Origin of the sequence: Sphingomonas sp. LHG3443-2 (genome assembly GCF_049896405.1) — a bacterium.
Classification (GTDB): Bacteria; Pseudomonadota; Alphaproteobacteria; order Sphingomonadales; family Sphingomonadaceae; genus Sphingomicrobium.
On sequence record NZ_JAFCUG010000001.1, the window covers coordinates 1 to 24,388 of the forward strand.

Below are 24,388 nucleotides of genomic sequence, written 5' to 3' on the forward strand. Positions count from 1 at the left end.
ATCCCGCTGCTGACCGGCATGCTGGCCGATGCGAGCGGCAGCCTGGCAATCGCGCTGCTGCTGCCGGCCGCCTGCTATGCCGTCATCGCCGGCTATGGCTTCTACGCGCGGCGGCCGGCGTCAGACCTGGCTTGAACCGCGCACCTTCAGGGTGACCGGAAGCAGCCGCGGCTCGCCTTCCTGGCCTTCGATCCGCTCGATCAGCGCTTCCACCAGCGCTGTCCCCGCCGCGCGCGCGTCCTGTGCCACCGTGGTGAGCGGCGGGTTGGCATAGCCTGCGGCCGCAAGGTCGTCGAAACCGACGATAGCGACATCTTCGGGAACGCGCTTGCCGCGCTCCTGAAGCGCCTTCATCGCCCCGATCGCGGCGAGGTCCGAGGCGGCGAACAGCGCGTCATACTCCACGCCGCGCCGCTCAAGCTCGGCAACGGCCGAGCGTCCTTCTTCCTCGCTCGGCCCCGCATCGACGCGCAGGCGATCGAAGGCCGGCAGGCTCGCTTCGTCGTGCGCCCGGACATAGCCTCGGTATCGATCGAGGAACTCTGGATAGGCTTCGCTGACCGTCCCGACAAAGCCGATGCGGCGGCGGTTTTCTTCAAGCAGATGGCGGGTCGCCGCAAGCCCGCCCGCCTCATTGTCCGAGCCGATCATCGCCCCGAATTCGTTGGCACGTGGATTGCCCCAGCAGACGAAATGCGTGCCGCGCCGGACCAGCGCTTCCAGCCGCGGACGATATTGGAGATAGTCGCCGTAGCCGAGCAGGATGATCCCGTCCGCCTTGCGGCTGTCTTCATAATCGACGTGCCAATCGTCGGAAAGCTGCTGGAAACTGATCAGCAAGTCGTAGCCATGCCCAGCGCAAGCGCGGACCATTGAGCCGACCATCGAGAGATAAAAGGGATTGATCAGTGTTTCGTCGGGGGTTGGATCCTCGAAGAACAACAGGGCCAATGTCCGGCTCTGCTGCCGGCGAAGACCGCTCGCATTCTTGTCGACCTTGTATTGCAGCTGTTCGGCGGCGGCGAGCACGCGTGCCCGAGTCTCGGCCGACACCGCCGGATTTCCCGACAGAGCGCGGCTCACCGTCGGCTGCGACACACCCGCCAAAGCCGCGATGTCAAACGATGTCGGGCGCCGCTGCGTCATTGCCGCCACAGTGTAGCGGGCTGAATACGTATGTATAGCGCCGCGCCAATCTAGCCACCTCCGCGATCCTTGATAGGCTTCACAGATTGATGACGTGACGCGCGCCCGTTCCGCCGTGCCCGATCGTCGAGGAGGGGTAAGACCACGATGACATTCCACGCCAACAGCGATCGTTTCTGGTTTGCCGCGAGCCCGCTGGCGCTGTGCGCCGCGCTGATCGCCACACCGGCCGCGGCGCAGGATGCAACGGCGGCGACCACTGATGCCGCGCAGACCGCGGCCGATGCGCAGCCCGCGACCACCGAAGAGGCCGACGAGAACACGGTTATCGTTACCGGCTTCCGGGCTTCGCTTCAGAACGCGGTGAACACCAAGAAGCGCAACGAACAGGTGGTTGAATCGGTCTCGGCCGAAGACATCGGCAAGCTGCCCGACGCATCCATCGCGGAATCGATTGCCCGTCTTCCCGGCCTTACGTCGCAGCGCATTCCGGGCGCCGGCCGCAGCAGCTTCATCACCGTTCGCGGCTTCGGCCCCGACTTTTCGACCACCACGCTGAACGGCCGGCTGCAGACCTCGACCAACGATGCGCGCGGGGTCGAATTCGACCAGTATCCGTCGGAAGTCGTCAGCGCGGTTGATGTCTACAAGACGCAGAACGCCAGCCTGGTCGGCCAGAGCCTCGCCGGTACCGTCGACATCCGCACCGTTCGTCCACTGAACGTCAAGGACCGCGTGATCGCGGTCGGCGTTAAGGGCGTCGTCGCCGATCTCGGCAAGGTCAATCCAGACAGCGAAAAGTACGGTTACCGCGTCAACGGCGCCTACATCGACCGCTTCCTCGACGATCGTCTCGGCGTCGCCTTCTCGGCCGCCTACGTCGACGAGCCGTATCAGACCGAGGAAGAGCGTGGCTGGGGTTATCCGCGCAAGGACTCGTTGCCGGGTTCGCCCTATCTGCTCGGCGGTCTCGAGACCAATGCGACCTCGACCCAGCTTACCCGTCTGGGGCTGACCGGCACGCTTCAGTATGAAGTGACCCCGCAGCTCGTCGTCTCGCTCGACGGCTTTTATTCCAAGTTCAAGGACAAGCAGATCCGCCGCGGCGTGGAAATCCCGCTGGAATGGGGCGGCGCCAGCATCTCCAACGCGGTGATCCGCGACGGCGTGGTCGTCAGCGGGACGTTCGCCAACGTGCCGGCGGTCGTCAACAACAAGGCTTATGACCGCAAGGCCGACCTGTATTCGTTCGGCGGCAACATCCGCTACCAGGGCGATAACGGCTGGAACGCCACCGCCGACATCGGCTGGTCGCGCACCGATCGCCGCGAGACCGATCTCCAGACCAATGCCGGCACCGGCCCGGGCGATCTCGGCGCGAACGACACGGTCAGCTTCGAGATCCGCGACAACGGCATCTACGTCACCAACAACGTCCTCGATTATTCCAACCCGTCGCAGATCTTCATCACCGATCCGAACGGTTGGGGTGGCGGCGCGCCGGGTGGCCGTCAGCACGGCTATCTCAACAACCGCACGATCGACGATGAGATCCTGCAGTTGAGCGGCGAACTCCAGCGCGAGTTCGAAGGCAGCAACTTCGTCAAGTCCGTGCGCCTCGGTGCCAGCCACGTCCGCCGCGACAAGACGCTGACCCCTGACGAATATTATCTGCAGATCGCCGGCGGCGCGCTTCAGGCTCCGGTTCCGGCGCAATATCTTCTCGATCCGATCGAAAGCTGGGTCGGTTTGGGCCCGATCCTGACCTACGATCCGCGCGCGCTGCTGAACGCAGGCTTCTTCAACCGCGTCGCAAACACGACCGCGAATGTGCTTTCCAAGGCCTACAGCGTGCGGGAGCGGGTCACCGGCCTCTACGGCATGGTCGACCTCGAGCACCGCTTCGACACGGGCACGCTGACCGGCAACATCGGCCTTCGCGCCGAGCACACGGACCAGAGCAGCGACGGCTTCACCGTCTCCTCCGCCGGTCTCCAGCCGTTCGCCGACGGTGCCAAATTCTGGGACCTGCTGCCGAGCCTCAACTTGTCGTTCCGTACCGACAGCGACCTGGTCGTTCGCCTTGCGGCCGCGCGCCAGATCATGCGTCCGCGGTTCGACCAGCTGTCGACCGAGTTCAGCTACGGCTTCAACACCGAACGACTGATCATTGAAGGCAGTGGCCAGAACCCGCGGCTGCGCCCCTATCGGGCCAATGCCTATGACATGACCATCGAACGCTACTTCGGGGTCAAGGGCTATCTGGCGTTCCAATTGTTCTACAAGGACATGAAGAACTTCATCTACAACGGGCAGCAGGCGTTCGATTACACCGGCTTCCCGAGCCCTGGCTTCCCGGTTGGCATCCCCAACCCCAGCTTCCAGGGTGTGCTCAACTCGCCGGTCAACATCGGTAGCGGCAAGATCTACGGCTGGGAAGCGGCAGGCACGCTTCCGCTTGAGACACTAACGAGCGCATTGAACGGCTTCGGCCTGACCGGCGGCGTCAGCTACACCGTGTCGTCGATCCGGCGCGCGAACGACGCACCGGCCGAGCAGATCCCCGGCTATTCGCGCTGGGTCGGCAATGCGACGGCCTATTACGAGAACAACGGCTTCAACCTGCGTGGTTCGATGCGCTACCGGTCGAAGTATCTCGGCGACTTCAGCAACTTCGACGGGGAAGCGACCCGCCGGACGGTGAAGCCGGAGATGATCTTCGATGCGCAGGTCGGCTACGACTTCGCTCAGGGCAGCATGCTGCAGGGCCTGTCGGTCTATCTCCAGGCTCAGAACCTCACCAACGAACCGTTCGTCAGCTACGACAATCGGGATCCGGTGCAGGTCCTGAACTACCAGCGCTATGGTCGCCGCTATCTCGCAGGCGCGACCTTCAAGTTCTGAGGATGAGGCGGGCGGCGGCTTCCCACGGGGCGGCCGCCCGCCGAATTCGCGCCGCCGGGAGGATCACCGATGGATAGCGCCCTGCGCCGGATCGTGATCGTCGGCGGCGGCACCGCCGGGTGGATGACCGCAGCGGCGCTCAGCCGCTTCCTGGCGCCGGGCACCGACATCACGCTGATCGAATCCGACGAGATCGGCACGGTCGGCGTCGGCGAGGCCACCATTCCTGCCATTCGCGTGTTCAACGATGCGCTTGGCATCGACGAAGCGGAGTTCGTCGCCGCAACGGGCGCGACCTTCAAGCTCGGCATCGAGTTCCGCAATTGGGGCCGTGAGGGCGAAACCTATCACCATGCGTTCGGGCTGCTCGGACGAGGCCTCGGACTTCTGCCATTCCACCATTACTGGTGCCGTGCCGAAGCGCTCGGCCTAGCTAAGCCGCTTGGTCATTATGCGCTGAACAAGGTGGTCGCCGAAGGCAATCGATTCGCCCACGTCACGCGCGCCGACGACAGCCCTTTGCCGCCCCTCCCCTACGCCTTCCATTTCGACGCCGGGCTCTACGCGGCCTTTCTCCGGCGTTTCGCGGAAGCACGAGGTGTCACCCGCATTGAAGGCAAGCTTGCCGGGGCCGAGCGCAACGGAGAAACGGGCGACATCACAGCAGTGATGTTCGGCGACGGCCGACGCGTCGAAGGCGACCTGTTCGTAGACTGCTCGGGCTTTCGAGGCTTCCTGATCGAAGGCGAGCTTGCCGCCGGCTACGACGATTGGTCGCATTGGTTGCCGTGCGACCGCGCGATTGCTGTCCCCTCGTCAAGCACCGCGCCGCTGGTGCCCTATACCCGCGCGACCGCGCGAACCGCCGGCTGGCAATGGCGCATTCCGCTGCAGCACCGCACCGGCAACGGCCACGTCTTCTGTTCCTCCTTCACCAGCGAGGACGAGGCGTGCGCGTTGCTCCTCGCCACTCTCGATAGCGAACAGCTTGCCGACCCGCGCACGCTTCGCTTCACCACCGGCAAGCGGCGCCGCGCCTTTGTCGGGAACGTGGTTGCGATCGGCTTGTCGTCGGGCTTCATCGAACCGCTGGAATCAACCAGCATCCACCTTATTCAGACCGGCGTGAACCGGGTACTCGACCTTCTGTCGAGCGGGCCGGTCACCGACGCCGCGCGCGATGAATACAACCGCCGCTTCGATTTCGAAATGGAGCGGCTGCGCGACTTCATCGTGCTGCATTACCATGCCAATCAGCGCGAAGGCCTGCCGTTCTGGGATGAGGTTCGAGCCATGCCGATCCCCGACAGCCTGAAGCGGCGGATCGCCTTGTTCGAGGACAACGGCGCGATCCTGCGCGATGGCGATGAGCTATTCGATATTCCGGGCTGGTCGCAGGTCATGATCGGCCAGAATTTACGGCCGCGCCATGCCCATCCGATCGCCGCGCAGGTATCCGAGGCGGGGCTGACGCAGTTCCTCGGCTCGCTCGAACGCGCTTACGTGGCCGACGCGGCGCGGCTTCCCCACCACGCCGCTTACCTCCGCAATTTCGCTCCCATGACCAACAACGGTGCCCGCTCATGACGCCTGCCCTGTTCCTGTCGCTTGCCGCGGCTCAGCCCGCGGCGACCGTGCCGGCGCCCGCCGTTCCCGCCGCCGCCGACTTCCGCGCGCGGCTGCCGGAAGACGAAGTAATTTACTTCCTGCTACCCGACCGCTTCGACAATGGCGAGATCAGGAACGATCGCGGGGGGCTGAAGGGCGGCCCGCTGCAGACGGGGTTCGATCCGACCCGCAAGGGCTTCTACCAGGGCGGCGACTTGAAGGGCCTCGTCCGCCGGCTCGATTATCTGCAAGGCATGGGCATCACCGCCATCTGGTTCGCGCCCATCTTCAAGAACAAGCCGGTGCAGGGCGGCAAGGGTCAGGAAAGCGCGGGATATCACGGCTATTGGGTGACCGACTTCACCCGCGTCGACCCACATTTCGGCGAGAACGATGACTTCAAGGCTTTCGTCGATGCAGCGCACGCGCGCGGCATGAAGGTCTACATGGACATCATCACCAACCACACGGCCGACGTCATCAAGTTCGCCGAATGCGAGGCGGCGAATGCCTGCCCGTATCGCTCAATCGCGGACTATCCGTATCAGCGTCAGGGCGGTGTTGGCGGCAAGGCGATCAATTCGGGCTTCTTGGGCGAGACTATCCGCACGGCGGAGAACTTTGCCAAGCTGACCGACCCCAATTACGCCTACTCGCTGAACACCGACGCCAAGGAGCGGAACGTCAAGGTTCCGGACTGGCTCAACGATCCCCTGCTCTACCACAATCGCGGCGACAGCACGTTCTCGGGTGAAAGCTCGACCCAAGGCGATTTCGTCGGGCTCGACGATCTGATGACCGAGAATCCACGCGTCGTTCAGGGCATGATCGAGGTCTACGGCAGCTGGATCGACCGGTTCGGGATCGACGGCTTCCGCATCGACACCGCGCGGCACGTGAACCCGGAATTCTGGCAGCAGTTCGCGCCGGCGATGCTGGCCCGCGCCAAGGCCAAGGGCATTCCCAACTTTCATATCTTCGGCGAAGTTGCGAACGACGATTTCTCGCCCGGTTTCCTCGCCAAGCATACGGTCGAGGACAAGCTGCCCGCCGTGCTCGACTTCGCGTTCAAGCAGGCCGCGCTGCGCAGCCTGGCGAGCGGGCAGCCGACCGAAATCTGGCGCGAGTTCCTCAATCAGGACGTGCTTTACGCCGGCGGCAAGGCGAGCGCGCGTCAGCTGCCGACCTTCCTTGGCAATCACGACCAGGGGCGGTTCGCTTACTACGTGCGTGAGGGGAACAAGAATGCCTCGCCCGAAGAGCTTTTGGCGCGGGTCAGCCTTGGCCATGTGCTGATGTTCGCCTGGCGCGGGGTGCCGACTGTCTATTACGGCGACGAGCAGGGCTTCGTCGGCGACGGCGGCGATCAGGATTCTCGTGAGACCATGTTCCCGTCGAAGACTGCGGTTTATCTCGACAACAAGCTGCTCGGCACCACCCGCACCAATGCGGTGGCGAACTTCGAGACCGGCCATCCGCTCTATCGCTTGATCGCCGAACTAGCGAAGATCCGCACGGGCAGCGAGGCGCTGCGTCGCGGCGACAGCCGCCTGCTGGCCGCCGAGGACAAGCCCGGGCTCCTAGCCTTCAGCCGTTCGGCGCCATCGGAAGAAGTGATCGTCGCGGTTAACACCTCCGCCCAGCCCATCACCCGCAATGTCGCAGTCGCCGCCGATATCAGCGCCCTCGCGTCACTGTCGGGCACCTGCCCCGCCGCCCCAATCGCCCCGGGGACTGTCCGCATCACCTTGCCCGCGTTCGGCCATGTCATCTGCCGCGCCGCTCGCTGACCCGCCCGTGAGCAGGGCGCCGGCGGCCGCCGAGCCCTGGTGGCGCGGTGCGACCATCTACCAGATCTATCCGCGCAGCTTTTGCGACAGCAACGGCGACGGCGTCGGTGACTTGCAAGGCATCACCGCGCGCCTGTCCCATGTCGCGGACCTTGGCGCCGATGCGGTGTGGGTGTCGCCCTTTTTCACCTCGCCGATGAAGGACTTCGGTTATGACGTTGCCGATTATCGCGACGTCGACCCGATCTTCGGCACGCTGGCCGATTTCGACGCGCTGATCGCCCGCGCCCATGCGCTTGGTCTCAAGGTGCTGATCGACCTCGTCTTCTCGCATACCAGCGACCAGCATCCCTGGTTCGTCGAAAGCCGGTCGAGCCGGAGCAACGACAAGGCCGACTGGTATGTCTGGGCCGATCCCAAGCCGGATGGCTCACCGCCAAGCAACTGGCAGTCGGTGTTCGGCGGCCCGAGCTGGACTTGGGACGCGCGGCGCGAGCAATATTATCATCACAACTTCCTGAAGGAGCAGCCGCAGCTCAATGGCCATCACCCGGCGGTGCAGCAGGCCCTGCTCGACATCGTGAGCTTCTGGCTCGACCGCGGGGTCGACGGCTTCCGCTTCGACGCGGTGAACTTCATGATGCACGATCCCATGCTCACCGATAATCCGCCGGTCGCGAACCCGACGCAGCGGACCCGACCGTTCGACCTCCAGCACCATTTTCACAATCAGTCGCAGCCCGAGATCCTGCCGTTCCTCGAGCGGCTGCGCGCGCTGTGCGACGATCATGGCGCGGCGTTCGCGCTGGCCGAGGTCGGCGGCGAACAGGCGCGGGCGGAAATGGCCGATTACACCGCGCCGGGCCGTCTCCACAGCGCCTACGGCTTCGACTTCCTCTACGCCGACCGGCTGACGCCCGCGTTGGTGGCGGAGAGCGCCGGGCGCTGGCCCGACCGCCCGGATATGGGGTGGCCGAGCTGGGCGTTCGAGAACCACGACGCCCCGCGCGCGCTGTCGCGCTGGGTCGACGGAGCGCACGCGGCCCAATTCGCCCGGACCAAGATGCTGCTGCTGGCAGCGCTGCGCGGGTCGATCATCCTTTACCAGGGCGAAGAGCTTGGCCTGACCCAGGTCGAGGTGCCCTTTGAACTGTTGCAGGACCCCGAGGCGATCGCCAACTGGCCGCAGACGCTGAGCCGCGACGGGGTGCGCACGCCCATGCCGTGGACCACCGACGAGGCTGGGCATGGCTTCACCAGCGGCACGCCCTGGCTTCCGTTCGGCCCCGATCACGCCGCGCTCAGCGTCGAGGCGCAGGCGGCGGACCCGCACTCGCTGCTGCACTTCACCCGCGCGGTTATCGCGCTCCGCAACGGGCATGAAGCATTGCGCTGGGGTTCGCTCGAGGTGATCGAGGCGAGCGAGCAGCTTTTGATCTTCGAGCGGACCCGCGGCGGCCAGCGCCTCCGCTCCACCTTCAACCTGTCGCCCGACCGCGCGTCCGTCGTGCCGGCCGGCACCACCATCTTCTCCACCGGCGAGCAGGCCGGCGGCGACCTCGGGCCTTATGCGGCCCTGATCGAGGAACTCTGACACCCATGCGTATGCTGCTTGCCCTCGCCGCTTTGTTGCTCTCCGCGCCGGTGCTCGCGCAAACCACGGTCGCTACCGCCAGCTCGCCCTCCGGTACGCTGACGCTGACGGTCACGACCAATGGCGAAGGCCGGGTCGGCTATGCGGTAGCGCGCGGGAACACGCCGGTGATCGGCGAAAGCCACCTCGGCTTCCTCTTCGCCGACAGCCGCCAGATGCTCCGCAACATGGAGCTTCAAGCCAAGACCGAGGCCAAGGTCGACACCACCTGGGAGCAGCCGTGGGGCGAGTGGCGGCAGGTCCGCGATCATCACAACGAGGTTGCGCTGACTTTTCAGGAGAAGGACAAGCTGCGCCGCACGATGCGCGTGCGCTTCAGAATGTTCGATGACGCGGTCGCCTTCCGCTACGAGCTTCCGGAACAGGAGAACCTCAAGACCGCCAACATCGTCGAGGAGCTGACCCAGTTTCGCGTTCTCGGCACCGGCCGCGCGTGGTGGGCGCCGGCCTACGAAAGCAACCGCGAGGAATATCTCTACAACGACACGCCGATTACCGGCGTCGGCACCGCGCAGACCCCGTTCACCATCCGCCGCGACGACGGCATTCACATCGCGATCCACGAAGCGGCGCTGGTCGACTATTCGGGTATGAACGTCGCGCACGTTCAGGACGGCCTGATGAAGGCCGACCTGACGCCGTCGTCGAGCGGGCCCAAGGTGGTCCGCGACACCCCGTTCGAGACGCCGTGGCGGGTCATTCTGATCGCGCCCGATGCGCCTTCGCTCTACCATGCCAACAAGGAAATCCTGAACCTCAACGAGCCCAACAAGCTTGGCGATGTCAGCTGGGTGAAGCCCCAGAAGTATGTCGGCGTGTGGTGGGGCATGCACCTCGACACGCAAAGCTGGGCGTCGGGGCCGAAGCATGGCGCGACCACAGCATACACCCGCAAGATGATCGATTTCGCGGCCAAGAACGGTTTCCGCGGGGTGCTGGTCGAAGGCTGGAACAAGGGCTGGGACGGCGACTGGTTCGCCACCGGAGACGAGTTCAGCTTCACTGAGCCTTATCCCGATTACGACCTCAAGGGCCTTGCCGCCTATGGCAAGCGCAAGGGTGTTCGCCTCATCGGGCACCACGAAACCAGCGCCAACATCGCCAACTACGAGCGGCAACTGAGCCCCGCGCTCGATCTTGCGCGCGAGATGAACATGGAAGCGATCAAGACCGGTTATGTTGCCGACGCCGGCGGCGTGCAGGCGCTCGATGCCAACGGCCGCAAGGTGTTCGAATGGCACGAAGGCCAGGTCATGAGCCGCCACCACCTCAAGGTCGTCGAGGAAGCTGCCAAGCGGCACATCGCGATCAATCCGCACGAGCCGATCAAGGACACCGGCCTGCGCCGGACCTACCCCAATTGGGTCAGCCGCGAAGGCCAGCGCGGCATGGAATATAATGCGTGGGGGGTGCCCAAGAACCCGCCGCACTATGACACCGAGCTGGTGTTCACGCGGCTTCTCGCGGGGCCGATGGACTTCACCCCCGGCATTCTCAGCCTGGTGGGCCGCGACAATACGCCGATCCCGTCGACCCTCGCCCGCCAGCTCGCCTACTATGTGACGGTCGCCTCCCCCATCCAGATGGCCGCCGACCTGCCGGAGAATTACGAGGCGAACCCGGGCCCCTTCCAGTTCATCAAGGACGTCGCGGTCGATTGGGACGACACCCGCATGCTGGCCGGGGACGTTGGCGACTATGCCGTGTTCGCCCGCAAGGAACGCGGCAAGCCGATCTGGTTCATGGGTGGCATCACCGACGAGGAAGGACGCGATCTCGACCTTCCGCTGACCTTCCTCGAGGCGGGCGCCCGCTATCGCGCGGAAATCTACCGCGATGGCGAGGGCGCGGACTTCCGCACCAACCCGCGCGCGATCGCGATCGAGAAGCGCAACGTGACGGCAGCCGACCGCATGAAGCTTCGCATGGCACCGGGTGGCGGGTTTGCGATCCGTTTCGTAAGACTGGGGCGATGACACGCTTCTTTCTCGCGCTCGCCGCCCTGTTCGCCCTCTTTGCCGCCCCTGCAAGCGCGCAGGGCCGCTTCGTCGAATTCGACCAGCCGGCTGATATCGGAAAGGTCCACGTCACCGTCTGGCTGCCCCCCGGCTACGACAAGGAACCGAAGCGCCGCTACCCGGTGCTCTACATGCACGATGGCCAGAACGTGTTCTTCCCCAAGCGCTCGGGCTTCAACAAGGTGTGGGCGGCAGACAAAGCGGCACTGAGCCTCATCAACGCCCGCAGGGTTGCGCCGTTCATGATCGTCGCGGTGGATCACCCCGGCGCGCCGCGCTTCCTTCGCTACTTCCCGACCCGGGTCGTCAATCCCGAGTTCGCCAAGGGCATCGAGCGCTTCGCCAAGGGAAAGCTTGGCGGTGACGAGTATTTGACCTTTCTCGCGGGCACGCTGAAGCCGCGGATTGACCGCGAATATCGCACCCGCCCGCAGACTCGGTACACCGCCGTCGCCGGGAGCAGCATGGGTGGCCTCATCAGCCTTTATGCACTGGGCGAGCGTGGCGACGTGTTCGGCAAGGCGGCGGCGGTGTCGACCCACTCGCCGCTGGTCGATCCCGACCTTCTCAAGCAGCAGCCGCAGATGGCCGAGATGGTGAAGGCCGATTGGCGCCGGTACATCGCGGCCCGCCTTGGCGCGCCAAAGGGGCGCAAGCTGTGGATGGACCACGGCACCGAGACGCTGGACGCCAGCTATGGGCCCTACCAGGCCGTGCTGGACGAAAGCGTCGCCGCCGCAGGGTGGAAGCGCGGCAAGGACTTCGAGAGCCGCGTCTACAAGGGCACGGCGCATGAGGAGAATGCCTGGGCCGCACGGCTGCCGGAAATGCTCGGTTGGCTGCTCGCGGATTGGAAGCGCTAGTGCCCGACAAGGCGACAACCCTGATCCTGTTCGGCGCAACGGGTGATCTCGCCGCCCGCATGCTGCTCCCCTCGCTGTATGGGCTGCACCGTGACGGGCTGTTGCCGGCAGCACTCAAGATCGTCGCCACCTCACGTTCCGCGCACGACGATGCGAGCTTTCGCGATCATGCCCGGACAGCGCTCGAGGCGCATGTTCCCGAAGCCTATTTCGAAGCCGACAGCGCGGCGAGCTTTCTTGAGCGGGTGAGCTACGTCACGCTCGATGCCACGGACGCGGCGGGCTATCAGCGGCTGGCCGATGCGGTGGACGGCGGCGGTGAGATCGCCATCTTCCTGTCGACCGCCCCGTCGCTGTTCAAACCGACCATCGACAATCTCGAAGCGGTGGGCCTTGCCGGGCCGCACGTTCGCTTGGCGCTCGAAAAGCCGCTCGGCTCCGACCTGGCGTCAAGCCGGTCGATCAACGACGCCGTCGCGAAAGCCTTTCCGGAAGAGCGGACGTTCCGCATCGACCATTACCTCGGCAAGGAAACGGTCCAGAACCTTCTGGCCTTGCGCTTCGCCAACCTGCTGTTCGAGCCGGTATGGAGCAGCGCGCACATCGATCATGTGCAGATCACCGTCGCCGAAACGGTCGGGCTCGAAGGCCGCGCCGACTATTACGACGGCGCCGGCGCGCTGCGCGACATGGTGCAGAACCACATGCTGCAGCTCCTCGCGCTGGTCGCAATGGAGCCGCCCGCAAGCTTCGACGCGACCGCGGTGCGCGACGAGAAGGTGAAAGTCCTGCGCTCGCTCCGGCCGATGCGGGCCGAGGACAGCGTCATCGGCCAGTTCACCGCAGGCGCGGTGGGTGGCAAGCCGGTTCCTGCCTATGCCGAGGAACTGGGCAAGCCGAGCGGGATCGAGACCTTCGTCGCGCTGAAGGCCCATGTCGATAATTGGCGCTGGGCGGGCGTGCCCTTCTACCTTCGCACGGGCAAACGCCTTCCGCAGCGACGAACCGAAATCGCGATCCAATTCCGTGCGCTGCCCCATTCGATGTTCGCCTCGGGCGGCGCCAAGGCGGCGCCCAACCGGCTGATCATCGCCATCCAGCCCGAAGAGAATATCACGCTGGAATTGATGGCCAAGCAGCCCGGCCTTGACCGCGGCGGTATCCGCTTGCGTGAAGTCGAGCTCGACATCGACCAGGCCGACGCCTTTGCCGACGTGCGGCGGCGGATTGCCTATGAGCGGCTGCTGCTTGACCTCATCGAGGGCGACCCCACCTTGTTCGTGCGCCGCGACGAGGTGGAAGCGCAGTGGCAATGGGTCGACCAGATCCGCGCCGCCTGGGGTGAGGCCGGTGCCACCCCTCGTCCCTATGCCGCTGGCAATTGGGGCCCGTCCGCCGCGATCGCTTTGATCGAGCGCGACGGGAGAAGCTGGAATGACTAGGCTCGATCCGCGCATCGCGGCCGTTACCGACCGCATCATCGAGCGCTCGAAGCCGGGGCGCAAACGCTACTTAGACCTCATGGCCCAGCAAGGCGAACGCGGCATCTCGCGCGGCCGAATGAGCTGCGGCAATTTCGCGCACGGCTTCGCTGCGGCGGAGGGTGACAAGGATACAATCCGTACCTTCGCCGGGCCGAACATCGGCATCGTCACCTCCTACAACGACATGCTGTCGGCGCATCAGCCGTACGCGCGTTTCCCCGAGCAGATGAAGATCTACGCCCGCGAGGTTGGCGCGACAGCGCAGGTCGCAGGCGGGGTGCCGGCGATGTGCGACGGCGTGACGCAGGGGCAGGACGGGATGGACCTGTCGCTGTTCAGCCGCGACGTCATCGCGATGAGCACAGCGGTGGCGCTGAGCCACGGCATGTTCGAAGGCGCGGCGCTGCTCGGCATCTGCGACAAGATCGTGCCGGGGCTGCTGATCGGCGCATTGCGCTTCGGCCACCTGCCGATGCTGCTGGTGCCGGGCGGACCAATGCCGTCGGGCCTGCCGAACAAGGAAAAGCAGCGGATCCGCCAGCTTTATGCTGAGGGCAAGGTCGGCCGCGACGAGCTGCTGGCGTCGGAAAGCGCGAGCTATCATTCGCCCGGCACCTGCACCTTCTACGGCACCGCTAACTCGAACCAGATGATGATGGAACTGATGGGGCTTCATGTGCCGGGCAGCGCCTTCGTCCAGCCCGGCACGGGCCTCCGCCAAGCCCTGACCCGCGCTGCCGTTCACCGTGTGGCCGAACTAGCGAGCGCGAAGGAGCGGCCGCTCGCGGCGTGCGTCGACGAGCGCGCGATCGTCAACGCGATGATTGGACTGATGGCGACAGGTGGTTCGACCAATCACGCGATCCACCTGCCGGCGATCGCGCGGGCGGCGGGCATTCACATCGACTGGCAGGACTTCGATGACTTGAGCGCCGCGGTGCCGCTGCTGGCGCGGGTTTATCCCAACGGCTCGGGTGACGTGAACGACTTCCATTATGCCGGTGGCATCGCCTTCGTCGCGCGTGAACTGGGAGCGGCGGGGTTGCTGCACACCGACATCCTGACCGCGGGCGCGGAAGACTTCGGCGCCTGGACCTCGCATCCCGAGATGGACGGCGACAGCCTTGTTTGGCGCGAGGTTACCGAGAGTCGCAATGATACGATGCTGCGGCCGGTGAGCGAGCCCTTCCTGCCCGACGGCGGCATGCGGCTGGTCAAGGGCAACCTCGGGCGCGCGACGCTCAAGACCAGTGCGGTCGACCCGTCGCGCTGGACGATCGAAGCGCCCGCCCGCGTCTTCTCCGACCAGAATGAAGTGCTGAAGGCGTTCCAGGCCGGCGAGCTCGAGCGTGACGTGGTCGTGGTGGTCCGCTTCCAGGGTCCGCGGGCGAACGGGATGCCCGAACTCCACAAGCTGACCCCGCCCCTCGGCGTTCTGCAGGACCGTGGCTTCCGTGTGGCGCTGGTCACTGACGGACGGATGAGCGGCGCGAGCGGCAAGGTGCCGGCCGCGATTCACGTTTCGCCCGAAGCGCTCGGCGGCGGTCCGCTCAGCCGTATTAGGGACGGCGATTTCGTGCGGGTCTGTGCCAACGAGGGCCTGCTCGAAGTGATCGGCGCCAACCTCTCCACCCGCGAGCCTGCCGCACCGCCCCCGCCGCCGGTCGGCACCGGGCGCGAACTATTTGCGCTGATGCGCGGGACGGCCGACGACGCTGAACGTGGCGCCTCCGCAATGCTCCACGCGATGGACGCCGAGGCTGTATGACCCGCCGCATTGTTTCCGCCGACATCGGCGGCACCCACGCCCGCTTCGGGCTTGCCACGCTCGATGGCAAGCGCATCGTCAGCATGGACGAGCCGGTCACCCTCAAGACCGCCGATCACGGCAGCTTCCAGCTCGCCTGGGAAGAGTTCGCGCGCCGCTCGGATGAGCCAGTGCCCCCTGCCCTTGCGATCAGTTTCGCCGGGCCGGTCGGCGGTGAATTGCTCAAGCTCACCAACAATCCGTGGGTGATCCGCCCCGCGCTGATCCCGGAGAAGCTCGGCGTCACCGATTACGTGGTGGTCAATGACTTCGGCGCAGTGGCCTCAGCGGTCGCCGCCTTCGACGGCAGCGCCTACACGCATCTCTGTGGTCCCGACGAACCGCTGCCGGGCGAGGGAATGGTCACCATCCTCGGTCCCGGTACCGGGCTCGGCGTTGCCGCGCTCCTGCTGCGTCAGGGCGGCGCGGAGGTGATCGAGACCGAAGGGGGACATGTCGATTTCGCGCCCCTCGACGCGCTGGAGGATCGCATCCTCGCCGAGCTTCGCAAGAGCTTCCGCCGCGTTTCGGTGGAGCGCATCCTGTCGGGTCGCGGCCTCATGAACCTTTACGAGGCGCTGGCCAGCATCGAGGGGCGGCCCGCGACCATTCATGACGAGAAGGATCTGTGGGCCGCGGCGATGGAGGGGAGCGACAGCTTGGCGGCCGCCGCGCTGGATCGCTTCTGCCTCACGCTGGGCGCCGTCGCGGGTGACCTCGCGCTGGCGCAGGGCGCTGCTGCGGTGGCGATTGGCGGGGGCCTGGGCTTCCGCCTCAAGGATCACCTGCCCCGTTCGGGCTTTCGCGACCGCTTTATCGCCAAGGGCCGGTTCGAGCGGCGGATGGACGCGCTGCCGGTCAAGCTCATCACCCATCCGCAGCCGGGCCTGTTCGGCGCCGCCGCGGCCTTCGCAAGGCGCTTCGCATGACCATCGACGACCTGATGCAAGCCGCGCCGGTCATTCCCGTGCTGGTGCTCGACGGCGAGCATGATCCCGTTGCGCTGGCCGAAACCCTGGTCGAAGCCGGGCTTCCGGTGCTCGAAGTCACCTTGCGCACGCCGCAGGCGATGGAGGCGATCCGGGCCATGGCGCGGGTGCCCGGCGCCATCGTCGGCGCGGGCACGGTGCTGAACGAGCGCCAGCTTCGCGAGGTCGAGGGCGCCGGCGCGCGCTTCATCGTGGCACCGGGGCTGACCGAAGGCCTGACCCGTGCGGCGATGGCCAGCGAGCTTGTCTACCTTCCGGGCGTGGCGACCGCTGGCGATATCATGCGCGGGCTGGATCTTGGCCTTACCCGTTTCAAGTTCTTCCCGGCCGAAGCGTCGGGTGGTCTCCCCGCCATTCGTGCGCTCGCCGCCCCGTTCGGGCAGGTGCGCTTCTGCCCGACTGGCGGGATCACCGAAGCCTCCGCACCCGTTTATCTTGCCGAGGCCGCGGTCGTCTGCATCGGCGGCAGCTGGATGGTGAAGAAAGGCATGAGCCTGGCCGAGATCGGCACCGCGGCGGCGCGGGCGGCGGCGCTACCCCGGTAAGGCGCCAAGCTCGCCCCGGGCGCGTGCCTTTCGGCCGTAGACCAGCTCGAACAGCGGCGAGGCCATCAGGGTCGTTACCACCGCCATCAGCACCATGATCGAGAAGAAAGCGGGGCCGATGATGCCCTTCTGCAAGCCGATGTTGAGGATGATCAGCTCCATCAACCCGCGCGCGTTCATCAGCGCGCCGATGCCAAGCGCGGTATCGTTATCCTGACCGGTCAGCCGTGCCGCCGCCCAGCAGGCGCCGAATTTGGCGAGGATCGAGACGGTGAGCAGCACCGCGGCGACCCCGAGCAGCGCCGGGTCGGCCAACAAGTCGAGCTTGGTGTTCAGCCCCGAGAAGGTGAAGAACATCGGCAGCAGCAGCACCACGGTGATCGGCTCGAGCTTCTCCTTCAATTCGGCCGCCAGCCGGCCGCGAGGCATGGCAATGCCGAGGAGGAAGCCGCCGAATACCGCGTGCATTCCAGCCCAATCCATCAGGAAGGCGGAGAACAGGAAGGCCATCATCACAAGGCCGAGCAGGCCCTGATCGAGGCCGCTGCGCTCGGCCCGCTCGCCCAGCGGACGGAGCAGCCGGCGGCCGGGTCCAAGCACCAAAGCGGCAAAGCCGAAGGCGCCGACGATCGCTTTCACCGCAACCCCGCTGTCCCCGCCAAAGGTTGCGAGCACGATCGCGAGCACGATCCACGCCGCTGCGTCATCGATCGCGCCGGCCGAGAGGGACAGGGAGCCCAGCGGCGAGTGAGACAGACCGCGTTCGTGGATGATCCGGGCGAGCATCGGAAAGGCGGTGATGGCGATGCAGGCGCCGAGAAAAAGGGTAGCCTGAAAAACGCCGAGATCAGGGGAGAACAGTCCGCCACGGCTCATCAGCCACGGCGTCAGAAGCACCGCCAGCAAGAACGGCACGGTCATGCCCGACAGCGATACCGCGCCGGCGCTCTTCACGTTGCTGCGAAAATGCGCGCGGTCGAAGCCGAGACCGACCAGGAACATGTAAAGCCCGACGCCGAGCTGCGCGCCGACGAACAGGATGCCGCGGGTTTCGGCCGGGAACACCCCGGCTTGCAGGTCCGGAAACAGAAGTCCGAACAGCGAGGGTCCGAGCACCACGCCCGCAACCATTTCGCCGACCACCTGCGGCTGCCCGAAGAAGCGGCGGCATAGCCAGCCGACACCGCGCGCAGCGGCGACGATCAGGCACAATTGCCCAAAGAAGATGATGCTCAGCTCTGCTGGCGACACGAACGCCCCTCCACCCCTGGAACGGCTGGCGTAGCGGGGCCTGAGCATTGTGGGAAGCCGCCTCTTGAGCGCGCGCCACCGCTATGCTGAAAGGCAGGGGTGAACCGCTCCTGGTCGTTCGCCATCGACCGCGGTGGCACCTTCACCGACGTGATCGCCACCAGTTCGGATGGGCGGCAGCGCTTGCTGAAATTGCTGTCGGAGCGGCCTGACCGGTACGCCGATGCGGCACTGGAAGCGATCCGGCAGGTGCTGGCCGAGGAAGGCGGCACGCTGGCTTCGGTCCGGATGGGAACCACGGTCGCGACCAACGCGCTGCTGGAGCGCAAGGGCGAGCGGACCGCGCTGGTGACCACGGCGGGGTTCGCCGACATGCTGCGGATCGGCACTCAGGCGCGGCCCGAGATCTTCGCGCGTCACATCGTGCTGCCTACGATGCTCTATTCGGCGGTGGCCGAAGTGCCCGAACGGGTCGGGGCAGACGGCGCGGTGCTGACGGCGCTGAACGAGGATGCGGCGCGAGCGGCGCTGGAGGACCTGCGTGCGCAAGGTTTCGACAGCCTCGCGATCATCCTGATGCACGGCTGGGCCTTTCCGGCGCACGAGCAGCGGCTGGCCGGGATGGCGCGGGAGATCGGCTTCACTCAGGTCTCGGCAAGCCACGAGGTCGCCCCGCTGATCAAGTTCGTCAGCCGCGGCGACACGACGGTGGCCGATGCCTATCTCTCGCCGGTGCTGCGCCGCCACGTCGACCGGGTCGCCGCGGGGCTCGGCGAAGGAGCGGAGCTGAGCTTCATGCAGTCGAACGGCGGGCTCGCCGCCGCGAACGCCTTCCGCGGCAAGGATGCGATCCTGTCCGGGCCCGCTGGCGGCGTGGTCGGCATGGTGGCGGCCGGCGCCGCGCAGGGTGAGGACCGACTGATCGGCTTCGACATGGGCGGCACGTCGACCGACGTCTCGCATTACGCCGGCTCGCTCGAACTGGCGGAAGAAAGCCTCGTCGCAGGTGTCCGGGTGCGCGCGCCGATGATGCAGATCCACACGGTGGCGGCAGGCGGCGGCTCGATCTGCCGTTTCGACGGCATGCGCTTCCGGGTCGGTCCTGAGAGCGCCGGCGCGCAGCCGGGCCCGGCCTGCTATCGCGGCGGCGGACCGCTGACGGTGACCGACTGCAACCTGGTGCTGGGACGGATCGTGCCCGAGCTGTTTCCGGCGGTGTTCGGGCCCGATGGTGACCAGCCGCTCGACGCGGCGGCTGCCTTCGCTCGGATCGAGGAGGTCCGCGAAGCGCTGCTGGAAGCCACCGGCAAGGCGCTGTCGGCCGAGGAAATCGCCGAGGGCTTCCTCGCCATCGCCAACGAGAACATGGTTGCCGCCATCCGCAAGATCTCGGTCGCGCGCGGGCATGATGTAGGTCGCTACACGCTTGCCTGCTTCGGCGGTGCGGGCGGGCAACATGCCTGTGCGGTGGCCGACCGGCTGGGCATGGGGCGTATCCTGATCCACCCGCTCGCGGGCGTGCTGTCGGCGTTCGGGATCGGGCTGGCCGAGCGCAAGATCATTCGAGAGCGCAGCTGGCGGCAGCCGCTCGGGGAGAGCTTCGCCGAGGCGCTCGCGACGCTGACCGATGAAGCGCGAAGGGCGCTGGAGGATCAGGGCGTCGAGGCCCAAAGCGTCCGCATCGCCGAGCGCGCCCGGCTGCGGCTGGACGGCAGCGACACCTCGCTCGAGCTGCCGCTGGCTGAGCGCGCAGCGCTGACGGCGAGCTTTCACGCGCTGCATCGCCAGCGCTTCGGCTACACCGACGAGAGCTCGCCCATAATCGTCGAAGCGCTTGTCGCCGAAGCGGTTGGCGGGACCGGGTTGCCGGGGGCGCTCAAGCATCCTCCAGGGAAAGGCGCGACGCCAACTCGCCATGGCCGGTGGAAGAGCTACCAGCGCGGCGACCTTGCGGATGGTCAGCAGGTGGCCGGTCCGGCGCTGATCCTCGATGCGTCCTCGACCACGGTAGTGGATGAAGGCTGGGCCGCGAGGCGGGTGCCGGACGGAACGCTGATGCTAACCCGCACGGCTCCTCTGGCGACCCAGCGGCAGGTCGGCCGCGAGGTCGACCCGGTGCGGCTGGAGATCTTCAACAATCTGTTCATGGCGATTGCCGAGGAGATGGGCGTGGCGCTGCAGGCCACCGCCACATCGGTCAATATCAAGGAACGGCTCGACTTCTCCTGCGCCGTCTTCGACGCGGATGGCGCGCTGATCGCCAACGCGCCGCATATCCCCGTGCATCTCGGCTCGATGGGCGAGAGCATCCGCGCCATCATCGACGCGCGCGGCGATGGCCGCGACGGCCGCGGGTTCAGGCGCGGCGATGCGTATGTGCTGAACGACCCGTACCGTGGCGGCACGCACCTTCCCGACATTACCGTAATCGTGCCGGTGGTTCTCGACGGCAGCGACTTGCCTACAGCGTTCGTCGCCGCGCGCGGGCATCATGCCGACGTCGGCGGGATCGCGCCCGGATCCATGCCGCCCGAAAGCCGCTCCATCGCGGACGAAGGCGTGCTGATCGACAATGAGTTGCTGGTCGACGAGGGACAGCTTCGTGAGGCCGAGATGCTGGCGCTGCTTACCGGCGGCGAATGGCCGGTCTGCCGCCCCGATCGCAACCTTGCCGACCTCAAAGCCCAGCTCGCCGCCTGCAGCCGCGGGGCGGACATGCTGGCTGCCATTGCTCGGGACTATGGGGCGGAGGTCGTCACCGCCTACATGGGCCACGTCCTCGCCAATGCCGAGGAAAGCGTGCGGCGGATGCTCGGCACGCTCGAGGATGGCGCCTTCACCTACCCGATGGACAATGGCGGCGAGGTCACGGTGGCGATCCGTGTGGATCAGGCGGCACGCTCTGCGGTGTTCGATTTCACCGGCACGAGCGCGCAACGCCCCGACAATTTCAACGCACCCCGCGCCATCGCTCGCGCCGCATCGCTCTACGTGGTGAGGACGCTGATGGACGACGACATTCCGTTGAATGACGGCTGCTTGCGACCCGTCGAGTTGGTGCTGCCGGAGCGTTCGATGCTCTCACCCGAACATCCGGCCGCAGTGGTCGCCGGCAATGTCGAGACCAGCCAGGTCGTGACCGACGCCCTGTTCGCCGCCACTGGGCGCCTGGCGCCCTCCCAAGGCACCATGAACAACTTCACTTTCGGCAACGAGCGGCACCAATATTACGAGACCATCGCCGGTGGGTCAGGCGCTGGGGCAGGCCATGACGGCACCGACGCCGTCCAGACGCACATGACCAACAGCCGGCTGACCGACCCCGAAATTCTCGAGACCCGCCTCCCCGTCCGCCTCGACTGCTTCGCCATCAGGCGTGGCTCGGGTGGCGGCGGCAAGCATAAGGGCGGCGACGGCGTCATTCGCGAGATCACCTTCCTTGAGCCGATGCGCGCCAATATCCTCGCCAATCGGCGGCGGATTGCTCCCAAGGGGCTTGCCGGTGGCGGCGACGCCCTGCCCGGCCGCAACTGGGTCGAGCGTGGGGATGGCCGCATCCAGGAACTGACCGCCACCGCCAAGGCCGACATGGCGCCCGGCGATCGCTTCATCATCGAGACGCCGGGTGGCGGCGGCTTTGGAGAGCCCGAATGAACTACTGGCCCCTGCTCGGCATCCTGCTGGTGGTCGCCGGCTTTGCGCTGCGGCTGAACCCGATGCTGGTCGTCACGGTGGCCGCGCTCGCGACCGGGCTGCTCGCCGGGCTCGACCCGCTGGCGGTGATCGCGACCTTCGGCAAGGCGTTCAACGACAATCGGATCATCGCCATCGTCTGGATCGTGCTGCCGGTGATCGGGATGCTGGAGCGGTTCGGGTTGCAGCAGCGCGCGGCGACCCTCATCCGCTCGATGCAGCGCGCGACCACCGGCAAGCTCCTCCTCCTCTACCTCGGCTATCGCCAGCTGACCGCTGCGATCGGCCTCCATTCGACCGCGGGCCAAGCGCAAACCGTCCGGCCGCTGGTCGCCCCAATGGCGCTCGCAGCCGCGGAGAAGGAGCATGGCACCCTCGACGAGGAGACAGCCGAGACGGTCAAGGAGATGTCGGCGGCGACCGACAATGTCGGGCTGTTTTTCGGTGAGGACATCTTCTTCGCCATCGGGTCGATCGTCCTGATCCAGGCGACGCTCGCGACCTACGGCATCGATCTCGCACCCTTGCAGCTGGCGGTGTGGGCCATCCCGACGGCGATTCTCGCCTTCCTGATCCACGGCGCGCGGCTGCTGCTGCTCGACCGCCGGCTGCGGAGGACGCGCAAGTGATCACGCTGCACTGGCTCTACCTCTTGGCCGGCGCGATGTTCGCCGGGTTTGCGATCCTCAGCGCCGGCGATCGCAGCAACGCCAAACGCTGGGGCAATGCCACCTTTTGGGGGCTGATGGCCTTGAGCCTGCTGGCCGGAGATCTGATCGGCGATCTCGGCAACGGCTTCCTCGTGCTCGGGCTGGCGGGTCTCGCCGGCTTCGGCTTCGTCGGGCGCGGCCAGCCCGCGACCACCAGCGAGGCCGAGCGCGACGCCTGGTCCGCACGGCTCGGCAACAAGCTCTTCCTGCCAGCTCTGATCATCCCCGCGACAGCGCTGTTCGGCACCCTGCTCTACAACTACTCGCCCCTCGGCACCTCGGGCCTGATCGAAGCAAAGCGCGAAACCTATGTGCTGCTCGGCCTCGGCGTGCTGCTGGCCATCCTTATCATCTTCGTCTGGCTGCGGCCGCCGGTGCTGACCCCGCTGCAGGAAGGACGGCGGCTGATCGATTCGATCGGCTGGGCCGCGGTGCTGCCACAGATGCTGGCGGCGCTCGGCGTGCTGTTCGCAGCCGCAGGAGTGGGCGATATCATCGGCGGGCTGACCCGGTCGGTTATCCCCGAAGGCAGCATCTTCCTCACCGCGGCAGTGTTCGGGATCGGCATGGCGCTGTTCACGATGGTGATGGGCAATGCGTTCGCCGCCTTCCCGGTGATGACCGCCGCGATCGGCGTGCCGCTCCTGATCCAGGATTATGGCGGCGATCCGGCGGTGGTGGGAGCCGTCGGCATGCTGGCGGGTTTCTGCGGAACGCTGATGACCCCGATGGCCGCCAACTTCAATCTCGTCCCCGCCGCCTTGCTAGAACTCAAGGACCAATATGGCGTGGTGAAAGCGCAGGTCGCGACGGCACTGCCGCTGCTCGTCGTCAACATCCTGATCATCTACCTGGCGGCATTCCGGTGAGCGAGCTCAGCCGCGAGATGGCGGGGCGTTTCGCGGGCATCGCGTTCGGCCACGTCACCCAGGAATATCCGCACAAGCTCGACCACATCCTGCTCGGCGATGGCGATGCGGTGCCGCCCCGCGTGCTGCACCCGATCTTCTACGGCAGCTTCGATTGGCACAGCTGCGTCCATGGCTGGTGGACCCTGCTGACCATCCGTCGCCTGTTCCCCGATCTGCCCGAGGCAGCGCGGATCACCATCCTCGCGGACGAGAGCTTTACCGCAGACAAGGTCGCGGCCGAACTCGCCTACCTCCATCGCCCGCAATCGGCCGGGTTCGAGCGGCCCTACGGCTGGGCCTGGCTGCTGGCGCTGCAGGGCGAGGCCGAGCGGCAGGGCGACCATAGCTGGGGCGACCGGCTTCGTCCGCTGGCGCTCGCCTTTGCCGAGCGGTTCGTCGGCTATCTCGACAAGCTCACCTACCCCATCACAGTCGGGACCCACTTCAACACCGCTTTTGCCCTGACGCTTGCCCATGACTGGGCGCAAGCGCACAACCCCAGCCTGTTTCAAGCGATCGAAGCGTGGGCAGAGCGCTGTTTTGCCGAGGACCGGGACTATCGCGGCTGGGAGCCCGGCGGCGACGAATTCCTTTCTCCTGCGCTCAGCGTCGCCCTGCTGATGTCGCGCGTCAGGGATCGCGAGACCTTTACGCCCTGGTTCGAGGCGTTCCTGCTCGACAATGGCGCGCTGGAGCGCCGGTTCGAGCCGGCCTTCGTCTCCGATCGCAGCGACGGCAAGACCGCTCATCTCGACGGGCTCAATCTCAGCCGCGCGTGGGCGCTTCGCTCGATCCGCGCTGCCCTTGCACCTCATCCATGCGAGCCGCTGCTGACCCGCTTGGCCGATGCCAATTTCGCCGCCGCCCTGCCGCATCTCAGTGGCGACTATGCCGGGGAGCATTGGCTCGCAAGCTTCGCGCTGCTGGCGACCCTGGCTGATCGCTGAAGTCGTTTGCAGAAGCATACGTCTTTTGGTCGATGGGGCTATCGGCCCGGCGAATTTTCCGGCACGAC

The 24,388-nt window shown here is 66.3% G+C and carries 16 protein-coding genes; 14 read left to right on the forward strand and 2 right to left on the reverse strand.

Annotated features, from left to right (window positions below):
* Positions 1 to 120: 120 nt before the first annotated feature.
* Positions 121 to 1,146 carry a LacI family DNA-binding transcriptional regulator gene (locus ACP69Z_RS00005; RefSeq protein WP_426265511.1) on the reverse strand — a complete coding sequence of 342 codons (1,026 nt, stop codon included), beginning with the start codon at positions 1,144 to 1,146 and terminating at the stop codon, positions 121 to 123.
* Positions 1,147 to 1,293: 147 nt separating this feature from the next.
* On the opposite strand from ACP69Z_RS00005, the gene ACP69Z_RS00010 reads away from it, so the two are divergent.
* From ACP69Z_RS00010 to eda, 10 genes are all read left to right on the forward strand, one after another.
* Positions 1,294 to 4,050, forward strand: coding sequence for a TonB-dependent receptor (locus ACP69Z_RS00010; protein ID WP_426265512.1), 2,757 nt, complete (start codon positions 1,294 to 1,296; stop codon positions 4,048 to 4,050).
* Between the two features lie 69 nt (positions 4,051 to 4,119).
* The gene (locus ACP69Z_RS00015) at positions 4,120 to 5,637 is read left to right on the forward strand and encodes a tryptophan halogenase family protein (RefSeq protein WP_426265513.1); all 1,518 of its coding nucleotides are present in this window, start codon (positions 4,120 to 4,122) and stop codon (positions 5,635 to 5,637) included.
* On the forward strand, positions 5,634 to 7,448 hold the full coding sequence (locus ACP69Z_RS00020) for an alpha-amylase family glycosyl hydrolase (protein WP_426265514.1): 1,815 nt from the start codon (positions 5,634 to 5,636) through the stop codon (positions 7,446 to 7,448). The genes ACP69Z_RS00015 and ACP69Z_RS00020 overlap by 4 nt, the downstream gene beginning before the upstream one ends.
* Positions 7,423 to 9,042 (forward strand): alpha-amylase family glycosyl hydrolase, encoded by a 1,620-nt coding sequence (locus ACP69Z_RS00025; protein ID WP_426265515.1) that lies wholly within the window; start codon positions 7,423 to 7,425, stop codon positions 9,040 to 9,042. Before ACP69Z_RS00020 ends, ACP69Z_RS00025 begins: the two co-directional genes overlap by 26 nt.
* 5 nt (positions 9,043 to 9,047) lie before the next feature.
* Positions 9,048 to 11,078 carry a glycoside hydrolase family 97 protein gene (locus ACP69Z_RS00030; protein ID WP_426265516.1) on the forward strand — a complete coding sequence of 677 codons (2,031 nt, stop codon included), beginning with the start codon at positions 9,048 to 9,050 and terminating at the stop codon, positions 11,076 to 11,078.
* Positions 11,075 to 11,983: an alpha/beta hydrolase gene (locus tag ACP69Z_RS00035; protein WP_426265517.1), complete on the forward strand. Its 909-nt coding sequence runs from the start codon at positions 11,075 to 11,077 to the stop codon at positions 11,981 to 11,983. The genes ACP69Z_RS00030 and ACP69Z_RS00035 overlap by 4 nt, the downstream gene beginning before the upstream one ends.
* Positions 11,983 to 13,425, forward strand: a complete 1,443-nt coding sequence (gene zwf / locus ACP69Z_RS00040) for a glucose-6-phosphate dehydrogenase (protein WP_426268006.1) — start codon at positions 11,983 to 11,985, stop codon at positions 13,423 to 13,425. The genes ACP69Z_RS00035 and zwf overlap by 1 nt, the downstream gene beginning before the upstream one ends.
* Positions 13,418 to 15,235 carry a phosphogluconate dehydratase gene (edd, locus tag ACP69Z_RS00045; protein ID WP_426265518.1) on the forward strand — a complete coding sequence of 606 codons (1,818 nt, stop codon included), beginning with the start codon at positions 13,418 to 13,420 and terminating at the stop codon, positions 15,233 to 15,235. Before zwf ends, edd begins: the two co-directional genes overlap by 8 nt.
* Positions 15,232 to 16,203, forward strand: a complete 972-nt coding sequence (locus ACP69Z_RS00050) for a glucokinase (protein WP_426265519.1) — start codon at positions 15,232 to 15,234, stop codon at positions 16,201 to 16,203. The genes edd and ACP69Z_RS00050 overlap by 4 nt, the downstream gene beginning before the upstream one ends.
* The gene (eda, locus tag ACP69Z_RS00055; RefSeq protein WP_426265520.1) at positions 16,200 to 16,808 is read left to right on the forward strand and encodes a bifunctional 4-hydroxy-2-oxoglutarate aldolase/2-dehydro-3-deoxy-phosphogluconate aldolase; all 609 of its coding nucleotides are present in this window, start codon (positions 16,200 to 16,202) and stop codon (positions 16,806 to 16,808) included. The genes ACP69Z_RS00050 and eda overlap by 4 nt, the downstream gene beginning before the upstream one ends.
* Here eda and ACP69Z_RS00060 read toward each other — a convergent pair.
* Entirely contained in the window at positions 16,797 to 18,059 is a 1,263-nt protein-coding gene (locus ACP69Z_RS00060; protein WP_426265521.1) for a cation:proton antiporter, read from the reverse strand. The two genes, eda and ACP69Z_RS00060, sit on opposite strands and share 12 nt — an antisense overlap.
* Positions 18,060 to 18,158: 99 nt before the next feature.
* Between ACP69Z_RS00060 and ACP69Z_RS00065 the strand changes: the two genes are divergently transcribed.
* From ACP69Z_RS00065 to ACP69Z_RS00080, 4 genes are read left to right on the forward strand one after another with little or no spacing between them, the layout of a single operon-like run.
* Positions 18,159 to 21,713, forward strand: coding sequence for a hydantoinase B/oxoprolinase family protein (locus ACP69Z_RS00065; protein WP_426265522.1), 3,555 nt, complete (start codon positions 18,159 to 18,161; stop codon positions 21,711 to 21,713).
* Positions 21,710 to 22,381 (forward strand): DUF969 domain-containing protein, encoded by a 672-nt coding sequence (locus tag ACP69Z_RS00070; RefSeq protein WP_426265523.1) that lies wholly within the window; start codon positions 21,710 to 21,712, stop codon positions 22,379 to 22,381. Before ACP69Z_RS00065 ends, ACP69Z_RS00070 begins: the two co-directional genes overlap by 4 nt.
* Complete coding sequence (locus tag ACP69Z_RS00075) at positions 22,378 to 23,331, forward strand: DUF979 domain-containing protein (RefSeq protein WP_426265524.1); 954 nt, start codon at positions 22,378 to 22,380, stop codon at positions 23,329 to 23,331. The genes ACP69Z_RS00070 and ACP69Z_RS00075 overlap by 4 nt, the downstream gene beginning before the upstream one ends.
* Positions 23,328 to 24,320: a DUF2891 domain-containing protein gene (locus tag ACP69Z_RS00080; RefSeq protein ID WP_426265525.1), complete on the forward strand. Its 993-nt coding sequence runs from the start codon at positions 23,328 to 23,330 to the stop codon at positions 24,318 to 24,320. The genes ACP69Z_RS00075 and ACP69Z_RS00080 overlap by 4 nt, the downstream gene beginning before the upstream one ends.
* Positions 24,321 to 24,388: the final 68 nt, after the last annotated feature.